Below are 24126 nucleotides of genomic sequence, written 5' to 3'. Positions count from 1 at the left end.
GACCGCGTTGCGGCCCATTGCTCACCGTTAGAGCCAGATGCTCCGGGCCAGCGCTCAGAACCACCTTCGAACGACCGCGGCGATCAGTTGGGCGACCCCTTGACCATCAATTGACCGGGCCGCTCCAGGTTCGCTCCATATAACAGAAGACGATCATGGATCCGCAGTCGAACGAAGATCAACCCCAGAAATGGGAAAAGCCCCGGTGACCTGGTTTTTCTCCAGATCATCGGGGCTCTCACCCAACCGTCGGGACGACAGGATTTGAACCTGCGACCCCTTGACCCCCAGTCAAGTGCGCTACCAAGCTGCGCCACGTCCCGGCTGCCCCGAGTGGGGCGTTGCAAAGCCTACCGCACGGGCGGAAGGCCGAGACAGCCGGTCGTGACGACCCCTCGGACTAACTCGGTATCACCCGATCAGTGTGCTCGGACACGAGCAACCGCACTACCGTCGTTGGTCGCCTCAGTAGCGGCGACTTTGGTATCCCTAAGAACTGGATTCACGCTGGTAGACAAGGTGTCAGCAGGCCGATCGCGGTCCTTGTCGAGCGGTGGCGTCGGGAGCCGGCCCTGCACCGAGAACCCCCCCTTGGAGGTTGCCCGTGCCCTGAGCCGACCGCCCATCATGCCGATCCGCTCGGCCAGGCCGGCCAGGCCACCACCCGCCGCGGACGTGGCCAACATCATCTTCGGGCGGGGCGGCGGGCCGTTCGTGACGGTGACGCGCAGCTCCGTGGCCCACCGCTCCAGTCGCACCTCGACGTCGGAACCCTCGGCGTGCTTGGCCGCGTTGGTCAGTGATTCCTGGATCAGCCGGTACACGGTGCGTTCGACACCGAGCGGGATGTCTTCGCCCAGCGCGTCCGCTCCGATGAGCTCCACGTGCATGCCGGTGTCCCTGGCGCGGTTGACCAGGTCGGGCAACGCGCCGATGCCGGCGCTCAGCTCGGAGTCGGTGCCGAGCAGGCCCAGTGCGGCGCGCATCTCGGCCAGCGCCCGCTTCGCCAGGACCCGCAGGCGTTCGGCGGTCTCCCTGGTCTGTTCGTCGGTGCTGGTCGCCGCGAGTGCGGCGGCACCGACGGCGATCATCGTGGCGTGGTGGCCCACGGCGTCGTGGATCTCCCGGCCGATCCGGTCCCGCTCGGCGGCACGGGCCACCTCTTCGCGTGCGCAGACGGTGGCCTCACGTGCGGCCTCGAGGTCGCGGAGACTCGCCTGCAGCTGCTCGCGCGTGGTGATGAGCATGCCAAGGACCGCCGGGGCCGCGCTCGCGGCGCCGGCGAAGAGCAGGCCGAGCACCCAGTTCTGGAACGGTTGCGGCTTACCCGCGAGCATCGGGATGACCGACGACAGGAACGCCAGGACCACCCATGGTGCCGTCGGCATCCGACGCCCCGCGTAGCGGCCCAGCGCGTACAGCGCAACGACGGCGGGCGGCCAGCCGAGGCCACCGGCGAGCGCGGGCAGACACGCGAGCACGACCAGCCGGGGCCGCCAGAAGCGCAGGGCGAGCAGCGCGCATGAGGTCAGTGCGACCCACAACGACCAGGTGAACGGGTGGTCGTCAGCCAGGAGCACCGCGCCGGCTGGCACCAGCACGCTCACCGTCTGCAGCCACCAGGTGCGCCGCCCCGGTACGACCGCCGGGAAGCGCTTCATCCGACGCCGAGCCCTTGCGCGAGCAGCGCCGCCTGTACCCGGTTCTGAGCACCGAGTTTGGCCAGCACCGCGGAGACGTACTTCTTGACGGTCGCTTCAGCCAGACCGAGGTTGTCGCCGATCGCCGCGTTCGAATGACCCGCCGCGATGAGCGTCAGCACCTGACGCTCGCGCAGGGTCAGCTCGTCCAGCCTGGGCGGTATACGCTCCGGCCCCCCTGCCACCAGCCTGGGCAGCAACCGAGCGGTGATCCTCGGGTCGAGCACCGCGCCGCCCGCGGCCAGGTCGAGCACAGCGCGGATCAGCGCGCCCGGTTCGGCGTCCTTCAGCAGGAAACCCTGGACACCGATCCGCAGCGCCTCGCTGATGTATCCGTCCAGGTCGAACGTGGTCAGGACGGCGGCGGGCGGCGGGTCGGGTTCCTTCGCCAGCGCGCGTAGGGCCGCGAACCCGTCGACACCGGGCATCTGGACGTCCACCAGCACCACCTCCGGGTGATGTCGGCGAACCGCCTCCAGCAGCTCAGCGCCGTCGGCTGCCTCCGCCACCACCTTGACCGTGCGCTCTGCCTCCAGCACAACACGTAAGCCGGCGCGGAGCAACGGCTCGTCGTCGGCCAGCACGATTCGCACCGGCGAATCAGTTGGCCGGGCTGTCATGCTGACCTCCTGCCAGCCGGGGGACAGGCGCGTCCGGCCATGCTACTGCTTGCGGCGACGCTCACGGACGCGAACCGAGATGCGCACGGGGCTTCCGGTGAAATCGAAGTCCTCCCGAAGCCTGCGTTCCAGGAAACGGCGGTAGGACGCCTCCAGGAATCCGGTACTGAACAGCACGAATGTCGGCGGGCGCGCCTGCGCCTGGGTCGCGAACAGTACCTTGGGCTGTTTTCCGCCGCGCACCGGAGGTGGGGTTGCCGCGATCACGTCGCCCAGCCAGCCGTTGAGCTGACCGGTCGGGATGCGCCGGTCCCAGGACTCCAGCGCGGTCCGCAGCGCCGGCGCGATCTTCCGCACCGCGCGGCCGGTGAGCGCCGAGATGTTGACCCGCTGGGCCCACTGCACGCGTACGAGGTCGCGTTCCATCTCGCGCACCATCGCGTGTCTTCTGTCCTCGTCGACCAGGTCCCACTTGTTGTAGGCGAGCACGAGCGCCCGACCGGTCTCCTCGACCATGGTGATCAGACGCTGGTCCTGCTCGGCCATCGGCTCGGAGGAGTCGATCAGCACGACGACGACCTCTGCCGACTCGATCGCCGACCGGGTACGCAGGCTCGCGTAGTACTCCATCCCACTCGCCGAGCGCACCCGCTTGCGCAGGCCCGCCGTGTCCACGAACCGCCAAACCTGCCCGTCGAGCTCGACCAGCGAGTCGACCGGGTCGACGGTGGTGCCCGCGACCGAGTCCACGACCGAGCGCTCCTCACCGGTCAGCCGGTTGAGCAGGCTGGACTTGCCCACGTTCGGCTTGCCGACCAGCGCGACACGACGTGGCCCGCCCGCCCGAACGCCCACCTGGTCACGTGGGGTCTCCGGCAGGATCTCCAGGATCGCGTCCAGCAGATCGCCGGAGCCGCGGCCGTGCAGACCGCTCACCGGACGCGGCTCGCCCAGCCCGAGCGACCACAGCGATGCGGTGTCCGCCGTCAGCCGGTCGTCGTCGACCTTTGTGGCCGCGAGCAGCACCGGCGTCTTCGACCGGCGCAGTACCCGGGCGACCGCCTCTTCCGTCGCGGTGGCCCCGACCTGCGCGTCCACCACCAGCAGAACGGCGTCGGCAGCGGCGATGGCCATCTCGGCCTGCGCCGCGATCGAGGCCTGCAGCCCCTCCGCGTCCGGCTCCCAGCCGCCCGTGTCGACCAGCGTGAACCGCCGTCCGTTCCACACCGCGTCGTAGGCGACCCGGTCCCTGGTCACACCCGACACGTCCTGCACGACCGCTTCCCTGCGCCCGAGCAGCCGGTTCACCAGGGTCGACTTGCCCACGTTCGGCCTGCCCACCACGGCTAGCACCGGGGCGGACCGTACCTCGTCAGCCGAGTCCGAATCCGGGTCCTCGGCGTCCAGCGCGATCGCCGCGGTCAGTTCCGACTCGTCCGACCATGTTCCGTCGGTACTCATTACGCCTCCTGCGCACTCGGGCCGGAACGGTCATCGGTCAGACCGCGCAGCCCGTCAAGTTCAGCGACCAGAGCAGCCAACGCCGCCCTGACCTGTTCGGTGGCCGCCGCCAGTCCGGCGCGGCCCCGCTCGCCGTTGCATTCGAACGGCTCCCCCACCAACACATCCACTCTCGGCCGGAACCGTCGGCCCGCCCCATCCGGCCGTCGGGTCCCCCGGCACACCACCGGCACGATCACCGCGTCCGTAGAACGGGCCAGCCACGCCGCCCCGTTTCGAGCCGATGCCGCAGCGCCCGTCCCCCGGGTCCCCTCCGGGAAGACCGCGACCATGCCGCCGCCGCGCAACACCCGTTGTGCGGCGAGCAACGGCGCCCGGTCCGGGACGTCGCGTCGAACCGCCAGCTGGCCGATCCGCCGCAACGGCCACCCGACGGCGCCCGCGAACATCTCCTCCTTGACCAGGAACACCGCACGGCGCCGAAACATGCCGAACAACAGCGGGCCGTCGACGAAAGCACTGTGATTCGCGACCAGGACCACCGGGCCGGTCCTGGGTACGTTGTCCACGTTGTAGAGCCGAAGCCGATACATCGGGGCGAACAACCAGGTGCCGATCCATCGCGCCAGGTCGTGCAGTACCGGCCAGCTGCCTTCCGGCAGGTCCGGCGCCGCCCGGTTCTCGCTCATCGAACCATGCCGGGACCTCGGGACCACGACAGACCCCGGTCCCGCACGAGTTCCCGCAGCGCGGCCAGCACTCCCCCGATGTCCAGCTCCGAGGTGTCCAGCATGACCGCGTCCTCGGCGGGACGCAGCGGAGACGTCGCGCGCCCGGAGTCCAATGCGTCACGACGCTGCACCGCCAGCAGCGTGCTCGCGTGGTCGCCACCCCGCCCCGCGCGCCGGTCCTGCCCGCTGCGCCGGGACGCCCGAATCTCGTCGGACGCGGTCAGGTACACCTTGAGCGGCGCGTCCGGCGTCACGACGGTGCCGATGTCGCGGCCCTCCACGACGATGCCGGCGCGGGTCTCGTCCGCAAGCACCTCGGCGATGATGCGGCGCTGCAGCTCCACGAGCGCATGCCGCACCACCGGGTGCGCCGACACGGCGCTCACCGCGCTGGTGACCGGAAGCCCCCGAATCTCGGCGGCGACATTCTCCCCGTCCAAGCAGATGGTCGGATTACCCGGATCAGTACCCGCCTGCACGGCAGCGGCGACCGCGATGTCCGCCCCAGCGGACGATTCAGGCTCGACTCCAGCGCGCAGAACCGCCAGGGTCGCAGCGCGGTACATCGAACCGGTGTCCAGATACCGAGCACCGAAATCACGAGCAAGTCGCTTCGCGACGGTGGATTTTCCCGTGCCGGACGGTCCGTCCAACGCAACTACCCCGCGCAACAGCTCGACACCCACAATAAGCCATTGTGCCGTACAGCCAGGTGGCGGCTGAACATGGAGCCACTCAGTTGGCTCCGCGAGTCTCCCGTAGGGAGTTCCGGGCGAAGAACGGCAAAGAACGCAACAGGCGGATCAGAACGCAATCAGACAAGCGCGCGTCCGGCGCCGAAGGCGACGGTTGGTTCAGAGTGGCCCCCCGAAGCGAAGCGAGGGGGTCCGCGAGGAACCAAGGGGGTAGCGACGAAGGAGCCACCCCAAGTTTCCGGTTGCGGACCCCTCGAGGCGAAGCCGATGAGGGGTCCCGACCGGAAACTTTCGAGCGCGAGGGCCGGCCAGCTAACGCGGCAGGTCTGATCTCAGGGCCGCCGCGCCTCGTTGGTAGACGTGACGGACATCCACCCTCGAACGATCGGTCTCCACGTGGGCGAGTAGGCGCAACACCCTCGGCATCGCCCCGGGGACGGCGATCTCGGTGGCGCACATGAGCGGCACATCGGTCAGGCCCATCTTGCGCGCGGCGTACGCCGGGAACTCTGCCGTCAGGTCCGGAGTGGCGGTGAACAGGATCGAGATGACGTCGTCGGGCCGCAGCCCGTTGCGATCCATCACACCGGCGACGAGCTCCGCCGTCGCCTCGAGGATTTCGTCGCGATCGTTGCTGTCCACCTGAGTTGCACCGCGCACGGCCCGCACTGCCATGGCGGACACAGTACGTCGTCGAGCCGCGCGCGGCCTGTCGACCGACAGTGCGTTCTCAGCCGGCCTGAGGAGGCGTCTCGTTCCGCAGCTGCGCGAGCAACCCGGTGATCGCCGCCATGATGTCGCCGGTGGCCGCGTCGAGGTTCTTGCGGGTCAGCGGCTGGTCGGCGTACCGGCTCAGGTCGACCGGCTCACCCGCGAGCAGCTCGATCCTCGGCCTCGGCCACAGCTGAGGCTTCCTGCTGTCCGGAGCCATCAACCGCTGGGTGCCCCACTGCGCGACCGGGATCACCGGGACACCGCTACGCAGCGCGACCTTGGCGATGCCGTTCTTGCCCGGCAGCGGCCAGCCGTTCGTGCCCCGCGAGTAGGTACCCTCCGGGTAGAACACGACGCACTCGCCGCGTTCGACCGCCTCGATCGCGTGCCGGAAGGCCTCGGCCGCGCTGCGTGCCTCACGCTGGACCGGGATGTGCCCGCCACCGGCGAGAACCTTCCCGATCACCGGCATCGCCCACAGCTCGGCCTTCGCCAGGTAGCGGGGCAGGCGACCGTGCGCCATGACGAACGCGGTGTCGACGATCGGATCGACGTCGGACAGGTGGTTGATCGCCAGCAGACAGCCACCTGACGGCAGTTTCGGCCCGGAGCGCCAGCCCAGCCTGGTCAGGGTCGCCAGGAACGGCCAGATCGCGTCGATCGCGATGCTGAACCAGAGCCCACGGCCACGACGGGGGAACTGGACCGTCAGCGCGAGCCTGCGCCACACGGTCAACAACGGCACGGTCGACACCTGTCCGCCCTTCGATACGCCGTGGGTCATCCGATCAGCTGTGAGACGTCAGAGCCCGACGGCCTCGTACAGCGACGCCAGCTCCGGGCGGTTCAGCGCCCGGAGGGTGCCGGGTCGCTGAGAACCCAGCTGCACGCCCGCCACCGCGGTGCGCACCAGCCTGCTGACCGGGTGGCCGACCTCGTCGAGCAACCGTCGCACCACGTGCTTGCGGCCCTCGTGCAGGACCAGCTCGATCAGTGCGCGTCCGGCGTTCGAGTCGATGACCTTGAACGAGTCGACCTTCACCACACCGTCGATGAGCTGCACCCCGTCGCGCATGCGTCGCCCGAGATCACGCGGGATCGGACCGGGCACCTCGGCGAGGTAGGTCTTGGGCACCTCGAACGACGGGTGCATCAGGCGGTGCCCCAGCTCCCCGTCGTTGGTGAGCAGCAGGAGCCCCTCGGTCTCCGCGTCCAGTCGTCCGACGTGGAACAGCCGTGAGTCGCGACCCGCGACGAGGTCGCCGACGCACTCCCTGCCTCGGTCGTCGGACATGGTGGACAGCATTCCGCGCGGCTTGTTCAGCGCGAGGTGAACGACGTCGTCGCGCAGTTCGACCCGCGACCCGTCCACCCGGACGACCGCGACGGACGGGTCGATCCGGCGTCCCATCTGCTGGACGACCTCGCCGTCCACGCTGACCCTGCCCTCGGCGATCATCTCCTCGGCGGCACGTCGGGAGGCGACTCCGGCTTGGGACAGCACTTTCTGCAGTCGGACTCCGGTCGGCTCGACGCCGTGGCGGCGGCCAGGTACTTCAGACATCGTCGATCGCGTCCACATCAGGTAGCAACGGGGCTAGCGGTGGCAGTTCCGCCAGCGAGGACAGGCCGAGCCGCTCCAGGAACAACTCCGAAGTGCGGTACAGAATGCCCTGGGTCTGCTGATCGACCCCTGACTCCTCGACCAGGCCCCTCGTGAGAAGGGTACGCATGACCCCATCGCAGTTCACACCGCGCACCGCCGACACCCGTGCTCTGGTCACCGGCTGTCGGTAGGCGACCACGGCGAGCGTCTCCAGCGCGGCGCGGGTGAGCTTCGCGCGCTGGCCGTCACGCAGCAACCGCTCGACGTAGGGCGCGTAGCGGTCGCGGGTGTAGAACCGCCACCCGCCGCCGATGTGCCGCAGGTCGATGCCCCGGTCCTGACCCCGATACGTCTCGACGAGCCGGTGCAGTGCCTCCAGCACGCGCGCCTCCGGCTGGTCCACCGCCTGCGCCAGGTGCTGCTCGTGGGTCGGTTCGTCCACGATCAGCAGCAGGGCCTCGAGCGCGCCGTCCAGCTGGGCGTCGTCGGCCAGATCGTCCGGGATCGCCTCGGGCAGCTCCTCGGGCTGGTCCGCGTCCAGCTGGTCGTTCTCCTCCACCTGGGCCTCGGACATCACGCCGCGGCCAAGCTGATCATCAGGTCCCCGAACGGTTCCGGCTGGTCCAGGTGAACGGACGCCTCGCGGTGCAGCTCCAGCACGGCGAGGAACCGGGCGACGACCAGCAGCGGCTCGTCGCAGTCCTCGATGAGCTGACGGAAGCTCGCCCGGCCGAGCTCGAGGAGCCGCGCGCGCAGCAGCTCCATGTGCTCGGGCACCGAGACCTTGCGCACGTGCAGATGATCCAGGGACACGGTCGGCGGCGGCTTCGGCCGGAACACCGCGGCGGCCAGCTCGGCGAAACGCTCGGCGTCCATGCCGAGCATGACCTCCGGCAGCAGCTGCGCGTACCGGTCCTCGAGCGCGACCGACCGGGGGTAGCGCCGCAGGGCCGTGGCCTCCAGCTCGACGAACAGCCCGGCGGCCTCCTTGTAGGCCCGGTACTGCAGCAGCCGCGCGAACAGCAGGTCCCGCGCTTCGAGGAGCGCCAGGTCCTCGATGTCGTCGACGTCGGCGTCCGGCAGCAACCGGGCCGCCTTGAGGTCGAGCAGGGTCGCCGCGATCACCAGGAACTCGGTGATCTCGTCGAGGTCCGCGTCGGCTCCCGACGCGGCGAGGGCCTTGGTGTGCGCGATGAAGTCGTCGGTGACCTGGTGTAGGGCCACCTCGGTCACGTCGAGCTCGTGCCGGTTGATCAGCTGCAGCAGCAGGTCGAACGGTCCGCTGAAGTTGTCCAGCCGAACGGTGAACCGGCCGCCCGGCTGCTCGGTGGGCGTCTCGGCCGGAGTCTGCTCGGGTTCGGTCAGGAGCGTCACCTGGCGGCCGCCTCGCGCAGGATCACTTCGCGGGCCAGCTGGCGGTACGCCCGGGCGCCCGCCGAGCTCGGCGCCCACTTGGTGATCGGTTCACCGGCGACCGTGGTCTCCGGGAACCGCACTGTGCGGTTGATCGTGGCGTCGAACACGAGCTCGCCGAACGCCTCGAGCACGCGGGCCCGCACGTCGCGGGTGTGCACGGTTCGTGGGTCGTACATGGTTGCAAGGATGCCGTTGATGGCCAGGTCGGGGTTCAACCGGTCCCGTACTTTGTCGATCGTGTCGATCAGCAGTGCCACGCCACGCAGCGCGAAGTACTCACATTCGAGCGGGATCAGAACACTGTGTGCGCAGGCCAGCGCGTTGATCGTGAGTAAACCGAGCGACGGCTGACAGTCGATGAGGATCATGTCGTAGTCGGGCAGCACGGGCCGGATCGCCCGACCGAGTGCCTGCTCGCGCCCGACCTCGGTGACCAGCTGCACCTCCGCGGCTGACAGGTCGATGTTGCTCGGCAGCAGATCCATGCCGGGCACGGTCGTGGGGATGATCACTTCGTCGACCTTGGTGCCGCTCTCGATGAGCAGGTTGTGCACCGTGCGGTTGAGCTGGTGCGGCTGTATCCCGAGTCCGACCGAGAGCGCACCCTGCGGGTCGAAGTCGACCAGCAGTACGCGCCTGCCGTACTCGGCGAGCGTGGCACCGAGGTTGATCGTGGACGTCGTCTTACCGACGCCGCCCTTCTGGTTCGCTACCGCGATGACCCGCGCCGGGCCGTGAAAGCTCAGCGGAGCCGGCTCAGGCGCCACCTGGCGGTGACGGCCGCCGATGTAGTCGTCGTGACCATCAACATCATCGTCGAGCGGCGCCGGCCCTGGGTCCATCGGCCGGGGTGTCGACATTTCGGGCTCCTGGTTGTCCCGTAGGTGGCTCGGACCTGCCATATCAGATACCGACGGCCAGCGTATGCGTCGCGTTGACCACCGACCAAAGCGCCCCGCCGGGCTGAGGCCACTGTTATTGGAGTCGACCCGAATGTCGTAGTGCCGGGCTCAGCGCGACCTCGGATGCGCCAGCGCGAACACCTCACGCAGCGAGTCGACCGTGACCAGCGTGTAGATCTGGGTGGTCGTGACCGAAGCATGGCCCAGCAGCTCCTGGACCACCCGTACGTCGGCGCCGCCCTCGATGAGATGGGTGGCGAACGAGTGCCGCAGGGTGTGCGGCGACACCGGCTCGGTGACCCCGGCCCGCTCGGCGGCGGTCCGCAGCACCTGCCAGGCGCTCTGCCGGGACAACCTGCCGCCCCGCGCGTTGAGGAACAGCGCGGGTGTACCCCGCCCCTTGCTCGCCAGCCCCGGCCGGGACCGCACCCGGTACGCCTCCAGCGCGGCCACGGCCGGTCGTCCGATCGGCACCATTCGCTGCTTGCCGCCCTTGCCGGACAGCAGCGCCGCGCGTGACTGGAGGTCGACGTCGTCGAGGTCGAGCCCGATCGCTTCGGAGATGCGCGCGCCGGTGGAGTAGAGCAGCTCCAGCAGGGCGCGGTCCCGCAGGCTCAGCGGCTCGTCGAGCCCGCACGCCTCCAGCAGACGTTCGACCTGCGCCAGCGGTAGCGCCTTGGGCAGCCGGCGCGGCGGGGTCGGCGGATGCACCTCGTGCGCCACGTCCGAGGTCAGCAGCCCGTCCCGCACCGCGAACCGGTGCAGGCCTCGGACGGTCACGAGGGTCCGGGCCGCCGACGACGTCGCCAGCGGCGGATGGTCCTCGTCCCCCTCACGCAGGACGGCGAGGAACTCCGCGACCATCGCCTCGGTGACCTCGGCCAGCTCCGAGACGCCGATCCGGCCCAGGTACTCCACGTATCGACGCAGGTCACGCCGGTACGAGCGCAGCGTGTTGTCGGCGAGACCACGCTCGACGATGAGGTGGTCCAGGTACTCGGTCAAGATCCGCATCAACCCGGCGGGCACGTCACCGTCCGCGCCGGTTCGCTTCGGCGCGGAGCGTTGGGCGTCCGCCAGCGTCATGAGGCAGCCAGCTTAGACGCCGGACCGCGCACCTACCGGTCACGCCGCGCGGTGTGCACGGTGCGCGGTGTGGACGGACGGTGCGCGGTGTGGCGCGCGGGGACCGGGTCAGGCGGGTGGGCGGATCGTCACGATCTCGGCACGGCGGGGGCCGGCGGGGGTCTGGTAGGAGACCGTGTCACCTGCCCGGTGGCCGGCTATCGCCTGGCCCAGGGGGCTGTCCAGGGTCAGGGAGCTGTCTTCCTCGCCCTCGGGTACCAGCGCGGTGAACCGTACGGCGCGCAGCGTCTCGACCGTTCCGTCGCCGTGGCGCAGGGTGATCGCCGTGCCGTCCGGCAGGCCGTGGTCGGCGACGCTGTCCTGCGGGGCACCGGTGGCGAGCAGCCGGGTGACCTCGGCGATCCGCTCGTCCAGCAGCGCCGCGTCGTTCAGCCGCTGCAGCGCCTCCGCGTCGTCCGCTCGGTCACCGACACCCTGCTCGTCGCGGTCGGTCCCCAGCGCACCCCGTTGTCCACGCAACACGTCGAGCTCTTCCTCGAGCCGACCCCGAGCCTCCTCGCTCAGACCGTTTCCGGCGAGCTGGGACCCCTTGCTGATACTCATTGCCACCTCTTGCCACGTGTCGAACGGTGTGGCCGGTGTCCCGGTCGGAGTGGCCCCGAGCTGCAACTCGTACCTGGTACTCGCAACCAGGACAACGCAGCCAGGCGTCATCTGGGCGCCGGGACCAGTGTGCCGATCGCCGACGCGCGACCCGGCTACCCCGCCCGGCGTTGTTTCAACCGCCTGCCACTCTATTGGGCGACAGCGGGAGACTCTCGGGCGCCACCGCCCGCCGCGAACGCGGTCGACCGGTCGGGCCACGGCGCGTCCAGGGCCCGCGGTTCGGCCTGACCGGTGAGCACCGCGTGCACACCCAGAATCGCGGCGGCGGAGACCGAGTTGACGATCTCACCCGCTACGACCGCCCGTATCGCGTCGGCCACCGGCAGCCATTCCAGCCGCAGCTCGGACTCCTCGTCATCACCCAGGTCCGGCCGCTCGACCTCGCGCAGCTCCCTGGCCAGGTACACCCGGACGCTCTCGTCGCTGAACCCCGGCGACGGCACGAGGTCGAGGAGCACCGACCAGTCGGACGCCGCGAGGCCGGCCTCCTCGCCCAGCTCACGCGCGGCCGCCTCGGCGGGGTCCTCCCCCGGCACGTCCAGCAGCCCGGCAGGGAGCTCGAGCAGCCGGCGACGCACCGCGTGCCGGTACTGCTCGATGACGGCGAGCCGGCCGTCGGCGTCGAGCGCCGCGATGGCCACCGCGCCGGGATGCTCGAAGATCTCCCTGACGGCGACACGACCACCCGGCATCTCCACCTCGTCCGCGCGCAACGCGAGCACCCGGCCCCGGTAGATCTCCCTGCTGGCGCGCACCGGGTACGTGTGATCGCTCACTGGGCGGCCCCGGCACGTTCCGGCGACCGGCTCGGCAGCTCCACCGGCAGACGGTCGGCCGCGCTGTACCTCAGCGCCGCCGCGACGAACGCGCTGAACAGCGGGTGCGGCCGGGTGGGACGGCTCTTCAGCTCCGGGTGCGCCTGGGTACCGACGAAGAAGGGGTGCACGTCGGCGTTCAGTTCGACGAACTCGACGAGCCGCTTGTCCGGGGAGGTACCGGACAGCAGCAGACCCGCTTCGGCCAGCTGCGGACGGTACTGGTTGGCCACCTCGTACCGGTGCCGGTGACGTTCCGACACCTTCGTCGTCCCGTACGCGGCCGCGGTCACGCTGCCCTCGGCGAGGACCGCCGGGTAGGCGCCGAGGCGCATGGTGCCGCCCATGTCCCGCTCACCGGCGACGACGTCCTCCTGGTCGGCCATGGTCGAGATGACGGCGTGCGGCGTGTCCGGGTCGAACTCCGAGGAGCTCGCGCCGTCGAGTCCGGCGAGTGACCGGGCCACCTCGATGACCATGCACTGCAGACCGAGGCACAGCCCCAGCACCGGGATGCCGCGCTCGCGGGCGTACCGGATGGCGCCGATCTTGCCCTCGATCCCCCGGATGCCGAACCCGCCGGGGATGAGCACACCGTCCACGCCGGCCAGTGCCGTCGCGGCGCTCGCGTCCTCGCAGTCGTCCGAGGTCACCCAGACGACCTCGACGTGGGCCCGATGGGCGAACCCGCCGGCACGCAACGCCTCGGTCACCGACAGGTACGCGTCGGGCAGGTCGACGTACTTGCCGACCAGCGCGATCCGCACCGACTCCTTCGGATGGTGCACCCGGTCCAGCAGGTCGCCCCACACCGTCCAGTCGACGTCCCGGAACGGCAGCCCGAGCCGGCGCACCACATACGCATCCAGGCCTTCGCTGTGCAGGACCTTCGGGATGTCGTAGATCGACGGGGCGTCCGGCGCGGCGACGACACCGTCGGTGTCCACGTCGCACATCAGACTGATCTTGCGCTTCATGCCCTCCGGGATCTCCCGGTCGGCGCGCAGCACCAGTGCATCCGGCTGGATACCGATGTTGCGCAGCGCCGCCACCGAGTGCTGGGTGGGCTTGGTCTTCAGCTCACCCGACGGCGCGAGGTAGGGCACCAGCGACACGTGCAGGAAGAAACAGTTGTCCCGTCCCACGTCGTGCCGGATCTGGCGTACCGCCTCCAGGAACGGGAGTGACTCGATGTCGCCGACGGTCCCCCCGACCTCGGTGATCACGACGTCGGGGGTGACGCCGTCGGAGTCCGGCTCGGACATCGCCAGAATCCGGTCCTTGATCTCGTTCGTGATATGCGGGATGACCTGAACCGTGTCCCCCAGATACTCGCCGCGCCGCTCCTTCGCGATGACGCTCGAATAGATCTGGCCGGTGGTCACGTTCGCATGACCGGACAGATCCCGGTCAAGGAAACGCTCGTAGTGGCCGATGTCCAGATCCGTCTCCGCGCCGTCCTCGGTCACGAAAACCTCGCCATGCTGGAAAGGATTCATCGTGCCGGGATCGACGTTCAGATAGGGATCCAGCTTCTGCATGATCACCCGTAGTCCACGGGATGTCAGCAGTTGGCCGAGGCTGGAAGCGGTGAGCCCCTTACCGAGAGAGGAGGCAACACCGCCGGTGACGAAAACATGCCTGGTCGCGCGCGTCTGCACGGACACTCACGGTAACACCGTGTCCCGGGTAACGTTCGGTCAACCCGCCGAAGTGCCCGGAATCGGCGCCTGCGCAGTCGACGCCGCACCGTACCTACCCGCCTGACCTGCGGTTTGTTCGCGCAGTGCCAGTACCGCCGCGACCCGCCCGACGGCCGTCTCGACATCGTCGACCGTCGACAGCGTCGCGGAGATCGTGCCGTCCGCCCGGACAACGCCCACCGGCCCGGTCGACCCTTCGCTGCCGGACCGCCCGGCCAGTACCGCCCCGCTGCCGGCTCGGTCCAGTTCGCTGGACAGCCGGGCCAGGGTCGCGGCCCGCTCGGGCGCGTCGGCGCCGGACAGGCCGCCACCGGTCAGGACCACGGCGAGCTGCGCGGGGTCCGGCTTGGCGCCGGGCTTCACGAAGCCACCCTGGGTGAGTCCGGTCAACGCCGCCGCTGCCTGGTCGGACGCCGCGTGCGGCTGGCCGTTACGGCCCACGAGCAGCACGTTGCCGAGCAGCCCGCCGACCAGTCCCCCCGCGTCGGTCGCGCTGGGCAGCTGGGCGCCACTGGGCAACAGGCGTGTGGTCAGGTCACGGACGGCGTCGGCGCGCGCCGGGTCGATGATCGCGTCGGTGAGTTCCACCTCGCCGGTCACCGTCGCCCCGGCGTCCGACAGCAGCTGACGGACCGCGTCCCGATCGGTCGGGTCGGCCCCCGACCCGAGTACGAGCACCACCTTGCGCTGGGCGAGCTGCCCCTTGACGACGGTGGGCCCGACGGCGGCGCCGAAGCCGTTGGCGGCGCGCTGCTGGGCCTGCAGCTGGTCCCGCTGGGCACTCAGCTGGTCGACCTGCGTGGTCAGGTTGTCCCGGTCACCCGCGACGACCGACAGCAGCCGCTGGCTCACGCTGGTCGACCCGAGCACGACACCGAGTGCCAACGCCAGGAAGACCGCGGTGAGCGACACGACGTGATAACGAAGCGACATCATCAGGCCATCCACCCCTGAACGAACTCGACCAGCGACGACACCGCTCGTTCGAGATAGCCGATGATCGCCGGACCGGCGCTCGTCACCATCAGCGCGGCGAACGTCGCGATGAGCACCGCGCCGACCAGTACCAGAACCGCGCCTGCCGACACCGGGCTGCGGTACAACGCCGCGACCGCCTTGCCGTCGACCAGCAGGTTCCCCACCTTGAGGCGGGTCAGGAACGTCGACGCGTTGCTGCTGGAGCGGCCCCGGTCGAGGAACTCACCCAGCGTCGCCTGGAAACCGACCGTCACGATGAGACTCGCGCCGTGGTGGTGAGCCAGCAGCAGGGCGAGGTCCTCCGGGTTCGCGGACGCGGGGAAGGTCACCGCGCCGGTCCCGAGGTCCTGCACCCGGTGCAGACCGGGCGCGTGGCCGTCGGCGAACGCCGGTACGACCACGTCCGCGCCGCTGACCAGCACGTCGTCCGAGATTTCGGCGGGGTCGCCGACCAGAAGGTCGGGGCGGTGTCCCGCTTGCCACAGTGCGTCGGCGCCGCCTTCGACGCCGACCAGCACCGGGTGGTACTCCTTGATGTAGCGACGCAGCGCGACCAGGTCCGCCGCGAGGTCGCTGCCGCCGGCCACCACCAGGACGTGGTGGCCGCGCAACGGCACGCGCACATCCGGCACCCCGACGCCGTCCAACAGCAGCGCGCGGTCGCGGCGCATGAATTCGATGGTGTTCGCCGAGAAGGCCTCGAGCTGGTTGGCCAGCCCTTCCTTCGCGTGGTGCATCGCCTCGGCGACCGACTCCTCGGTCTGCGGCACGCCCCTCCCGACCAGCTCGTCACCGAGGAACACCGCGCCGTCATGCAGACGAATCCGGGAACCGTCACGCAATCGTCGGAGTGTTTCGTCGCCGATTCCGTCGACCAGCGTTATTCCGGCGGAAATCAACGCGGCCGGACCCAGATTGGGAAAACGTCCCGAGATGGACGGCGACGCATTGATTACCGCCGCGACACCTGAGGCGATCAACCCGTCCGCGGTGACCCGGTCGAGGTCGATCTGGTCGATGACAGCGATCTCACCAGGGCTGACCCTGCGAAGCAGCGACTCGGTGTGCCGATCCACCCTGGCGGTGCCGGACAACCCCGGCAGCTCCCGGCGGTCCCGCAACGTGACTGCAGAGAGCAAACCGGACATTTTCATACACCAATGGTGTCAAGCCCCGGGTGCAACTCCCCGCATTTAGCGCCCGCGCGTCGCGGATTCGTCCGCGCACGCCGTCGGTCGCCTGAGAATTCACCTGCGACGACTTCATTCCGTAGCGATTCAGCTACTCAGTGTTGTTTTTCCGGGCACGCGCTCGACGCCCTGTTCCCGCAGTCGAGGAACGTTGCTCCGCCTTCTCGGTGGAGGCCATGGTCAGCAGCTCCTCGGCGTGGGCACGCCCCGTCCCTGTGTCGTCGAGGCCGGCCAGCATCCGCGCCAGCTCGACGATCCGGTCCGCCTCACTCAGCGTGCGGACGCGTCCCTGTGTGGTGCCCTTGGTCTGCGCGCCACGCTTGTCCACCACCACATGACGGTCCGCGTAGGCCGCGACCTGCGGCAGGTGCGTCACCACGATCACCTGGTGACTGCTCGCCAGCCGAGCGAGGCGCCGGCCGATCTCCACCGCGGCGCGACCGCCGACACCGGCGTCGACCTCGTCGAACACCATCGTCGGCACCGGGTCGGCATGCGCCAGTACGACCTCGAGCGCCAACATCACCCTCGAGAGCTCACCGCCGGAGGCACCCTTGTGTAGAGGCACCGCCGCCGAGCCGGCGTGCGGCACGAGACGCAGCTCCACCTCGTCCACGCCGTCCGGGCCGGCCTGCACCCAACGTCCGTCCAGCTGCACACCACCGCTGTCGGCACCGCGCGCCGCCGCGCCGTCCAGCTCCCGTCTGCTCAGCTCCACCGACAACCGTGCGTCGGGCATGGCGAGCCCCGACAGCTCGTCGGTGACCGCCGAGGCCAGCCGACCCGCCGCCTCCTGCCTGGCCTTCGACAACGCTTCCGCGTGCTTCACCAGGTGACCGGCCAGCTGGTCGCGTTCGGCGACCAGCGCCGCGATCGCCTCGTCGCTCGTGTCGATACCGGCCAGCCGCTCGGCGGCCTGCTCGGCCCAGTGCAGCACGCCGTCGGTGTCAGCGGCGTACTTACGGGTCAGCGACCGCAGCTCCGCCTGCCGTGCCAGTACCGTCTGCAAACGTTCCGGGTCGGCGTCGAGGGCTTCCAGGTAACCGGCGAGCTCGCCCGCGACGTCGGCGAGCACCACGTCGGCCTCGGCCAGCCTGGGTGCCAGCTGCACCAGAGCCGGATCCCCCGAGTCGACGAGCAGTCGCCGGGCCTCACCGAGCAGACCGAGCGCCCCGGGCTGGTCCGACCCGTCGGACGCCACATCGAGCTCACCGCCGCCGTCACCGCCGGCCACTGCCATGCGGGCCCCGCCCGCCGCCGCACGCAGGTCGTCGGCCTCGGCGAGCCTGCGCGCCTCGGCCACCAGCGCGACATCCTCGCCCGGCTGTGGGTTCACCGAGCTGATCTCGTTCACCCCGTGCCGCAGCAAATCCGCTTCGCGCGCCAGCTCACGCGCGCTGTCGCGGCGCTCCACCAGCTGCTCGCAGACGTGCTTCCAGCGCTCACGGACAGCCCGGTACTCCTCCAGCGGCCCGGACACCGCATCGCCCGCGTACCGGTCGAGCACCGCGCGCTGCTCGGTCGAACGCAACAACCGCAGCTGGTCGTTCTGCCCGTGCACGGCCAGCACCGCCTCGGCCAACCGGGACAGAACACCGACCGGCACCGAACGACCGCCGAGGTGCGCCCGCGACCGGCCATCCGCACTCACGGTGCGGATCGCGATCAGCGTGCCGTCCTCATCGGCCTCCGCTCCGACCTCCTCGGCGATCCGTAACGCGGCCTCACCCGCGACGAACCGCCCCTCGACCAGGGCCCGACCAGCGCCCTCCGACACTCGCGAGGCTTCCGCCCGTCCACCCCCGAGCAGTGTCAGCCCGGTGACCACCATGGTCTTACCGGCACCGGTCTCACCGGTGAGCACCGTCAGTCCCGGGTGCGGTTCGAGCGTGGCGTCATCAATCACGCCGAGCCCCTGGATCCGCATCTCGGCCAGCATGCTGATGAGTCTAGGCGCGCCCCCTGACAGGCTGTCTTTTTGGGCCTTTTCCGCGCGGCTCTTTTCTGTGACCACCCCGGCTCGCGCGAGCGCTCGCTGGGGTACTCCCAGAAAAGAAGGCTCGAGGACTCGCCCAATCGCGCGCTTGTGCCCACCCTGGGAGCCGCCCTGACAGCCGAGCACTGTGGTTGCGGACATTCACTACGCCGGCCTTCGCCGGAACTCCTTCGGAGACTCGCGGAGCCAACTTTCAAGACACCTGTGCATGCGTAGCCGGATGAGGAGCCGTGAGTGTTTTGGGTTGCCAGGACAACCCAAAACACTCACGGGTCCAGCCTCTGGGCCCCCTCACCTCGCACCGGGAATGTGGCGAAGCACGGTGCATAAGGAGGCCCCGCACAGGCGCCCGAAGGGGTTCCGCCGCAGGCGGGTAGTGCATGAGTGGCGGCTCCCAAGCCGGGGCACCAAGCGCGCGCGTCGCCGAAGGCGACATTTTTCCGAGTGGGCCCCTCAGCCCGAAGGGTTGAGGGGCCCGCGAGGAAAAACCCCAGGCAGCGAGCCGTTAGGCGAGCCGCCTGGATCGTTCCCGGTCGGCCCGGAGGGCCTTCCGGGAACGATGGCGCGCGGGACAGGCCTATGAGGCCGGCCCGCGCCAGCCACGTACGGGGAGGCTGAACTTGCGGACCAGGCGGTCTGTGAACGGCTGTGCGCGTAGGCGGACCAACCTGACCGGAGCGTCCCCCCTCGCCAGCTCCACCCGGGCCCCGGGTGGCACGGGGATGGTTCTCCGACCGTCACACACCAGCACCGCCGGGTAACCGTCGGCGTCGATCTCCAGCGCGACCTGCGATCGGGGTGAGATCACCAGGGGCCGGGCGAACAGTGCGTGCGCGGTCAGCGGGACCATCAGCAGGGCCTCGACCTCGGGCCAGATCACCGGTCCGCCCGCGGAGAAGGCGTAGGCGGTCGAACCGGTCGGCGTCGCGCACAGGACCCCGTCGCAGCCGAAGCCGGTGACCGGCCGGCCGTCGACCTCCAGCACCACGTCGAGAATGCGTCCCCGGCTCGTCCGATCGATTGCCGCTTCGTTGAGTGCCCAGGTCCGTCGCACGGAACCACCACCGTTGATCACCACGGACGCTTCGACGGTCATCCGTTCTTCGACGTGGTAGTCGTTCTCGATGACCGCGCTGACGGCTTCGTCCAGCGACTCGGGGTCGGCTTCAGCCAGGAAACCGACCCGTCCGAGGTTCACACCGAGCAGCGGCACCCCGGCGGGACGAGCGAGCTCGGCGGCCCGTAGCAGTGTGCCGTCGCCGCCCAGCACGAGTACGACCTCGACGCCCTTCGCGGATTCCGGCTCGAAGTCGACCGGAACCGGTTCCATGCCGGCCGGCAGGTCCCGGGGCATGTCGTCCCACTCGTCGGCGAACACCCGGAGCCGGATGCCAGCGGACGCGAGACGACGGACCACAGCCGCGGCGACATCCTGGTTGGCTCGGCGCCCGGCGTGCACGACCAGAAGTGCCTCACGCGTCACTGAGGACCCTCTCGCACGGCGGTCAGGATGGTCTCGCGCACACTCTCGTCGAGCGTGGCGGGCTCTGTATCCGGGGCAGCGGTGATCTCCCGCTCCGCGTCCATACGCAGCCACAGGAAGTATTCGACGTTGCCAGCCGGGCCGGGCGCGGGGCTGGCCACGGCGCCACGCACGCTCAGTCCCATGGTCGCGGCCGCCGTCGCGACCTCCTCGAGCGCCGCGACCCGCAGCTCCGGATCGCGCACGACACCGCCGGAGCCGAGCCGGCGTCGACCGACCTCGAACTGCGGCTTGACCATCGGAACCAGGTCACCGTCTGGCTCGGTGCACGCGACCAGCGCGGGCAGCACGGTGCGCAACGAGATGAAGGACAGGTCGGCGACGGTCAGCTGCACCAGTCCTTCGGTGGCCTCGGGAGTCAGCGAACGGACGTTGGTCCGGTCGAGCACCCGCACCCTCTCGTCGGAGCGCAGTCGCCAGATCATCTGCCCGTACCCGACATCGGCCGCGACCACTTCCGACGCACCCCGGTGCAGGAGGACGTCGGTGAACCCGCCGGTCGAGGCGCCCGCGTCCAGACAGCGACGGCCCGAGACGCTCAACCCGGCCGGCTCGAAGGCGTCCAGCGCCCCGATCAGCTTCAGTGCGCCCCGCGACGCCCATTCCGGGCCCTCGTCCTGGCCCACGATGAGCGGTGCGTCGGTTTCGACGGCGGTGGCCGCCTTCGTCGCGGGGACCCCTCGGACGAGCACTCGGCCGCCGGCGATCAGTTCCGCTGCCTGCTGGCGCGAACGGGCAAGCCCTCGACGGACCAGCTCCGCGTCCAAACGCGCACGACGCACCACCGGAGGTCACACCCCGTCGATCGACGACAACGCGTCGGTCAGCGCGGTGTGCATCTGCTCGAACACGGCGACGTGGGCCGCGGTCGGCCGGTTGTCCAGCCCCTCCAGCGCCGCCAACGCAGCGGGGATACCGGCACCTGTCGGATGCCCAGGGTTCTCGGGCGACTGCTCGTCCGGAGACATGGCTCCCTCTTGTCGGTAGCGCATCTGGTCACCTCACGCTATCCGACCGGAGCGTCTCCCGGCCGCGCGCCGTCACCGGACAGGCCGAGTGACCGCAGTACCTCGGCGGCCGCACGACCATCGGGCCGCACGTCGACGGGACCGCCACCCTCGGCCCAGTGCACCGCGCACAACGCGCGCAGCGCGGCAACCGCGTCCGGCGTCTCGTCACCGGCCCAGCTCAGGGTGAGCCCGGCGTGATCCTTCTCGACCTGCCACGCGGACCTCGCCGAGGGCCGCAGCAGGTCGGCGTCCTCGGCCAAGGCACCCAGGTCGGCCGCGAGGTAGGTCGGCCGCTCGTTCTCCTGACCCGTCGTCAGCACGGCGTGGGCGTCCGCGACGCCGGTCAGAACCAGCAGGCTGGGCAGGCCGGCCCCGTTCGCCCCCGAGATGTCGGTGTCCAACCGGTCGCCCACGACCAGCGGGCGACGCGCGCCGGTACGCCGGACGGCCTCGTCGAAGAGCGGCACTTCGGGTTTGCCCGCGACGAGCGGCACGCTGCCGGTCGCCTTGGCCACCGCCGCCACCATCGCGCCGTTGCCGGGCAGGAGACCACGCTCGTCCGGGAGCGTCGCGTCGACGTTGCACGCCACCCACAGGGCGCCGGCCCTGATCGCCAGTGCCGCCTCGGCCAGGTCGGCCCACCCGGTCTTCGGCGAATGCCCCTGGACGACCGCGGCCGCGTCCTCTGCCCTCTCGACCACTCGGAGCCCGAGACCGGTCACCTCGGCGGCTAGCGCCTCGGTGCCCACGACCAGAACGGTCGAGTCGCGCGGCAGCCGGTCGGCGAGGATGCGGGCAGCCCCCTGGCCACTCGTGACCACCTCGGGTTCGGTCGCCGGGAAACCCAGCCCGCGCAGGTGCTCGACCACCTGCGCACCGCTGCGGGAACCGTTGTTGGTCAGGTAGCAGATACGCACACCTCGTTCCGCGGCCGACGCCACGGCCGATACCGCGCCGGGAACGGCGGTGGCTCCCCGGAACAGGGTGCCGTCGAGATCGAACAGGAGCGCGTCCCGCGTGTCGAGCAGCGTCGTCACGACGGGCTGTCACCCGCCGGTGCCGGGTCCGACTCGGCGGCGAGCTGGTCGAGCCGATCCGCCGCGTCGGTCATGCCCTCGTCGTCGGCCTCTTCCGCGTTGAGGAACCAGCGCATCGCTTCCTCCCTGCGCCCCGCCGCCAGCAGCGAGTCGGCGTATGCGTAGAACAGCCGGGGGCTCCACGTCGCACGCTGGCTGGCCTCCAGCTCGGGAACCTGGAGACTCAGCACCGCCGCGTCCGCCTCACCGAGGTCCCGCCGGGCACCCGCCGCGACGATGAGCAGCTCGATGTACGCCTCGCGGTCGAGATCTCTGGCTTCCGGCCCCTTGGCCAGATCCAGCGCACGCTCCGGCCGTCCCAGCGCGCGCTCGGCGTCGGCCATCACCGCGAGGTGGCCTGGTCCGCCGCCCATGCGCCGGGCAGCACGCAGCTCGGCGATCGCCTCGGACCATTCGCCCGCGTGGTACGCGGCCAACCCGACGGCCTCGCGAACGATCGCCAGCCGCGCCGCCTTGGAACGCGCGTACCGCGCGTGGACCAACGCCCGCGCCGGGTCGTCCTCGAGCACACTGCCCGCCGCCACCAGGTGTTTGGCGACCTCGTCCGCGACTTCCTTGCGGAGGCCGCGCAGGTCTCTGCGGACCTCGGTGTCCAGCTGGACCGACTCGAGCCCGTCCGGGAGGTCGGGAGCAGGCACGCTGGGCACCCGCTCGCTGTCCTCGTCCCGTCGAGGGCGGCCCTTGTACCCGGGCCGCTCGTCGCGCCGAGCGGAAGGCCCGCCCCGCCGGTCGCTGTACCGATCGCGGTCCGACCCGCGGCGGTCGCCGCTGGGGGCGCGTCGACCGGCGCCGGTGACGTCGGCCTCGGCGGACGCCGCGCCGGGTCCACGGTAGGTCGGTCGCTCGCCTCGGTCGTCCCGGCTCGGGCGCTCCTCGCGGGGGGCACGCTCGGGCCGGCCGCCCTGGTCTCCGTCCGACCGGGGACGGTCCCACGTGCGTTCACCTCGGGAGGCGCCATCACGCGGGTGTACGTCTCTCTTGGGCGGGCGAGCGCGGTCGTCCTGGCGCTCGTCACGGCGTGGCCGCTCATCGGTGCGCGGCCTGCTGTCGCGCCGCGGCCTGTCGTCGCGACGCGGACGGTCGTCGCGGGTGAATCCGCCACCGGACCGAGGCTTGTCGTCCCGCCGGAAGCCTCCGGCGGCCGGCCGATCACCGGTCCGGGAGGAGTCACCGGAACGCGACCGGTCGTCACGCCGTCCACCGCCACCGAACCGGCTGGAGTCGTCACGACGCGCACCGTCACCGCGTCGGTCGTCACGCCGCGCACCGTCGCTGCCAGCACCGGTCCGCTTGTCGCGGAAGGGGCGGTCGCCGCCGCGCCCAGCGCCGCCGGCGGCCGGCCGGTCAGAGCCGCGGAAACCGGAGCCCGACCTGTCATTCGGGCGGCCACCGTCACGCGAGGACCGGTCATAGCCCTTCGCGGCACCCTCACGACCCGTGCGGTCTCGGCCACCCCGGTCATCACGGCGCGGGCCGTCCCCGGAGCGCGGCCGGTCGTTCCGGTCCCGTCCCCCGCTGTCGTCCTTGCGTGGACGGTCCCGATCAGAGGTGGACGACGCGCCACGCCACGGGCGGTCGCTGTCCCGCGGCCGCTGTGCGCCCCGGCCCCGATCGCTCGAGTCCCGAGACGTCGAGCGGTCGCGCTGGGCGCTACCGCCGGACCCACGCGTCTTCCACCCGCTGCCCTCGCCACGTGACGCGCCGTCATTTCGGCGCCGAGGGGAATCGGACTGTCCGTCCACTGCCATACCTACCAGCCTACGAGGGTCGAGCGCCCACCTGTGCGCGGGCGCCGACAACACATACCTGCACAGAACAAAAAGAGGGCGGGCTGCCGGCCTACGGCCAGCTGCCCGCCCTCTTATGGGGTTTGTATGTCGGCGGTGTCCTACTCTCCCACACCCTACCGAGTGCAGTACCATCGGCGCTGAAGGGCTTAGCTTCCGGGTTCGGAATGGGACCGGGCGTTTCCCCAACGCTAAAACCACCGACAACAATATTCAAATATAAAACCCTACTTGAACACCCAACCACACGGGTTGTTTGCTCAGGGTCACACAGTGGATGCGAACAAAATGTTGAGGTGAAGCCCTCGGCCTATTAGTACCAGTCAACTCCACCCCTCACAGGGCTTCCATCTCTGGCCTATCAACCCCATAGTCTGTGGGGGGCCTTAACCACGCAAAGGTGGTGGGAG

The 24126-nt window shown here is 70.3% G+C and carries 23 protein-coding genes, 1 tRNA gene and 2 rRNA genes; all 26 read right to left on the bottom strand.

Translation table 11 applies throughout. The annotated features are described in order from the left end of the window. Positions 1-249 precede the first annotated feature (249 nt). Positions 250-323: transfer RNA gene (locus tag G406_RS0121890), tRNA-Pro, on the bottom strand. 96 nt (positions 324-419) lie between these two features. Beyond that, positions 420-1661, bottom strand: coding sequence for a sensor histidine kinase (locus G406_RS48830; RefSeq protein ID WP_051342493.1), 1242 nt, complete (start codon positions 1659-1661; stop codon positions 420-422). Beyond that, a complete protein-coding gene (locus G406_RS0121880; protein ID WP_028935442.1) occupies positions 1658-2320 on the bottom strand; it encodes a response regulator in 663 nt (220 codons plus the stop codon). Before G406_RS0121880 ends, G406_RS48830 begins: the two co-directional genes overlap by 4 nt. Before the next feature lie 42 nt (positions 2321-2362). Beyond that, positions 2363-3781 (bottom strand): ribosome biogenesis GTPase Der, encoded by a 1419-nt coding sequence (gene der, locus G406_RS0121875; RefSeq protein WP_028935441.1) that lies wholly within the window; start codon positions 3779-3781, stop codon positions 2363-2365. Further along, the gene (locus G406_RS48825; RefSeq protein WP_037077874.1) at positions 3781-4470 is read right to left on the bottom strand and encodes a lysophospholipid acyltransferase family protein; all 690 of its coding nucleotides are present in this window, start codon (positions 4468-4470) and stop codon (positions 3781-3783) included. Before G406_RS48825 ends, der begins: the two co-directional genes overlap by 1 nt. After that, on the bottom strand, positions 4467-5201 hold the full coding sequence (gene cmk / locus G406_RS0121865) for a (d)CMP kinase (protein WP_425414613.1): 735 nt from the start codon (positions 5199-5201) through the stop codon (positions 4467-4469). The genes G406_RS48825 and cmk overlap by 4 nt, the downstream gene beginning before the upstream one ends. A 318-nt stretch (positions 5202-5519) precedes the next feature. After that, positions 5520-5882: a chorismate mutase gene (aroH, locus tag G406_RS0121860; RefSeq protein ID WP_028935439.1), complete on the bottom strand. Its 363-nt coding sequence runs from the start codon at positions 5880-5882 to the stop codon at positions 5520-5522. Positions 5883-5937: 55 nt separating this feature from the next. After that, on the bottom strand, positions 5938-6705 hold the full coding sequence (locus G406_RS0121855) for a lysophospholipid acyltransferase family protein (protein ID WP_051342492.1): 768 nt from the start codon (positions 6703-6705) through the stop codon (positions 5938-5940). A gap of 18 nt (positions 6706-6723) precedes the next feature. Further along, the gene (locus G406_RS0121850; protein ID WP_028935437.1) at positions 6724-7485 is read right to left on the bottom strand and encodes a pseudouridine synthase; all 762 of its coding nucleotides are present in this window, start codon (positions 7483-7485) and stop codon (positions 6724-6726) included. After that, positions 7478-8101 (bottom strand): SMC-Scp complex subunit ScpB, encoded by a 624-nt coding sequence (gene scpB, locus G406_RS48820; protein WP_084216288.1) that lies wholly within the window; start codon positions 8099-8101, stop codon positions 7478-7480. The genes G406_RS0121850 and scpB overlap by 8 nt, the downstream gene beginning before the upstream one ends. Next, positions 8101-8892 (bottom strand): segregation and condensation protein A, encoded by a 792-nt coding sequence (locus G406_RS48815; protein WP_084216290.1) that lies wholly within the window; start codon positions 8890-8892, stop codon positions 8101-8103. Before G406_RS48815 ends, scpB begins: the two co-directional genes overlap by 1 nt. 5 nt (positions 8893-8897) lie before the next feature. Continuing rightward, positions 8898-9803: a ParA family protein gene (locus tag G406_RS0121835; RefSeq protein WP_028935436.1), complete on the bottom strand. Its 906-nt coding sequence runs from the start codon at positions 9801-9803 to the stop codon at positions 8898-8900. A 150-nt stretch (positions 9804-9953) separates the two neighbouring features. Next, on the bottom strand, positions 9954-10859 hold the full coding sequence (xerD, locus tag G406_RS0121830; RefSeq protein WP_037077884.1) for a site-specific tyrosine recombinase XerD: 906 nt from the start codon (positions 10857-10859) through the stop codon (positions 9954-9956). A 180-nt stretch (positions 10860-11039) separates the two neighbouring features. Next, positions 11040-11534 (bottom strand): GreA/GreB family elongation factor, encoded by a 495-nt coding sequence (locus G406_RS0121825; protein WP_037077872.1) that lies wholly within the window; start codon positions 11532-11534, stop codon positions 11040-11042. A 191-nt stretch (positions 11535-11725) separates the two neighbouring features. Then, the gene (locus tag G406_RS48810) at positions 11726-12373 is read right to left on the bottom strand and encodes an NUDIX domain-containing protein (RefSeq protein WP_037077871.1); all 648 of its coding nucleotides are present in this window, start codon (positions 12371-12373) and stop codon (positions 11726-11728) included. Beyond that, positions 12370-14073 carry a CTP synthase gene (locus tag G406_RS0121815; RefSeq protein WP_425414612.1) on the bottom strand — a complete coding sequence of 568 codons (1704 nt, stop codon included), beginning with the start codon at positions 14071-14073 and terminating at the stop codon, positions 12370-12372. Before G406_RS0121815 ends, G406_RS48810 begins: the two co-directional genes overlap by 4 nt. A 39-nt stretch (positions 14074-14112) precedes the next feature. After that, positions 14113-15051, bottom strand: a complete 939-nt coding sequence (locus G406_RS0121810) for a copper transporter (protein WP_028935432.1) — start codon at positions 15049-15051, stop codon at positions 14113-14115. After that, a complete protein-coding gene (gene steA, locus G406_RS0121805; protein ID WP_028935431.1) occupies positions 15051-16247 on the bottom strand; it encodes a putative cytokinetic ring protein SteA in 1197 nt (398 codons plus the stop codon). Before steA ends, G406_RS0121810 begins: the two co-directional genes overlap by 1 nt. Positions 16248-16374: 127 nt before the next feature. Next, a complete protein-coding gene (gene recN / locus G406_RS48805; RefSeq protein ID WP_037077867.1) occupies positions 16375-18222 on the bottom strand; it encodes a DNA repair protein RecN in 1848 nt (615 codons plus the stop codon). Between the two features lie 634 nt (positions 18223-18856). Further along, positions 18857-19762 carry an NAD kinase gene (locus tag G406_RS0121795; protein ID WP_028935430.1) on the bottom strand — a complete coding sequence of 302 codons (906 nt, stop codon included), beginning with the start codon at positions 19760-19762 and terminating at the stop codon, positions 18857-18859. Next, a complete protein-coding gene (locus G406_RS0121790) occupies positions 19759-20607 on the bottom strand; it encodes a TlyA family RNA methyltransferase (protein WP_028935429.1) in 849 nt (282 codons plus the stop codon). Before G406_RS0121790 ends, G406_RS0121795 begins: the two co-directional genes overlap by 4 nt. A gap of 6 nt (positions 20608-20613) precedes the next feature. Beyond that, positions 20614-20814: a hypothetical protein gene (locus G406_RS57145; protein WP_156935061.1), complete on the bottom strand. Its 201-nt coding sequence runs from the start codon at positions 20812-20814 to the stop codon at positions 20614-20616. Positions 20815-20828: 14 nt separating this feature from the next. After that, positions 20829-21869: an HAD-IIA family hydrolase gene (locus G406_RS0121780; RefSeq protein ID WP_028935428.1), complete on the bottom strand. Its 1041-nt coding sequence runs from the start codon at positions 21867-21869 to the stop codon at positions 20829-20831. Continuing rightward, complete coding sequence (locus tag G406_RS59000; protein ID WP_064742993.1) at positions 21866-23677, bottom strand: hypothetical protein; 1812 nt, start codon at positions 23675-23677, stop codon at positions 21866-21868. The genes G406_RS0121780 and G406_RS59000 overlap by 4 nt, the downstream gene beginning before the upstream one ends. 127 nt (positions 23678-23804) lie before the next feature. Next, positions 23805-23921: ribosomal RNA gene (rrf, locus tag G406_RS0121770) — 5S ribosomal RNA — on the bottom strand. An 88-nt stretch (positions 23922-24009) separates the two neighbouring features. Continuing rightward, positions 24010-24126, bottom strand: a 23S ribosomal RNA gene (locus G406_RS0121765); the annotation flags it as partial.

This window comes from Actinospineispora spinosispora DSM 44797 (genome assembly GCF_000429025.1).
Lineage (GTDB): Bacteria > Actinomycetota > Actinomycetes > Mycobacteriales > Pseudonocardiaceae > Pseudonocardia > Pseudonocardia spinosispora.
The sequence above is the reverse complement of the archived record's forward strand: the minus strand, read 5'-3'. Positions and strand labels throughout refer to the sequence as shown.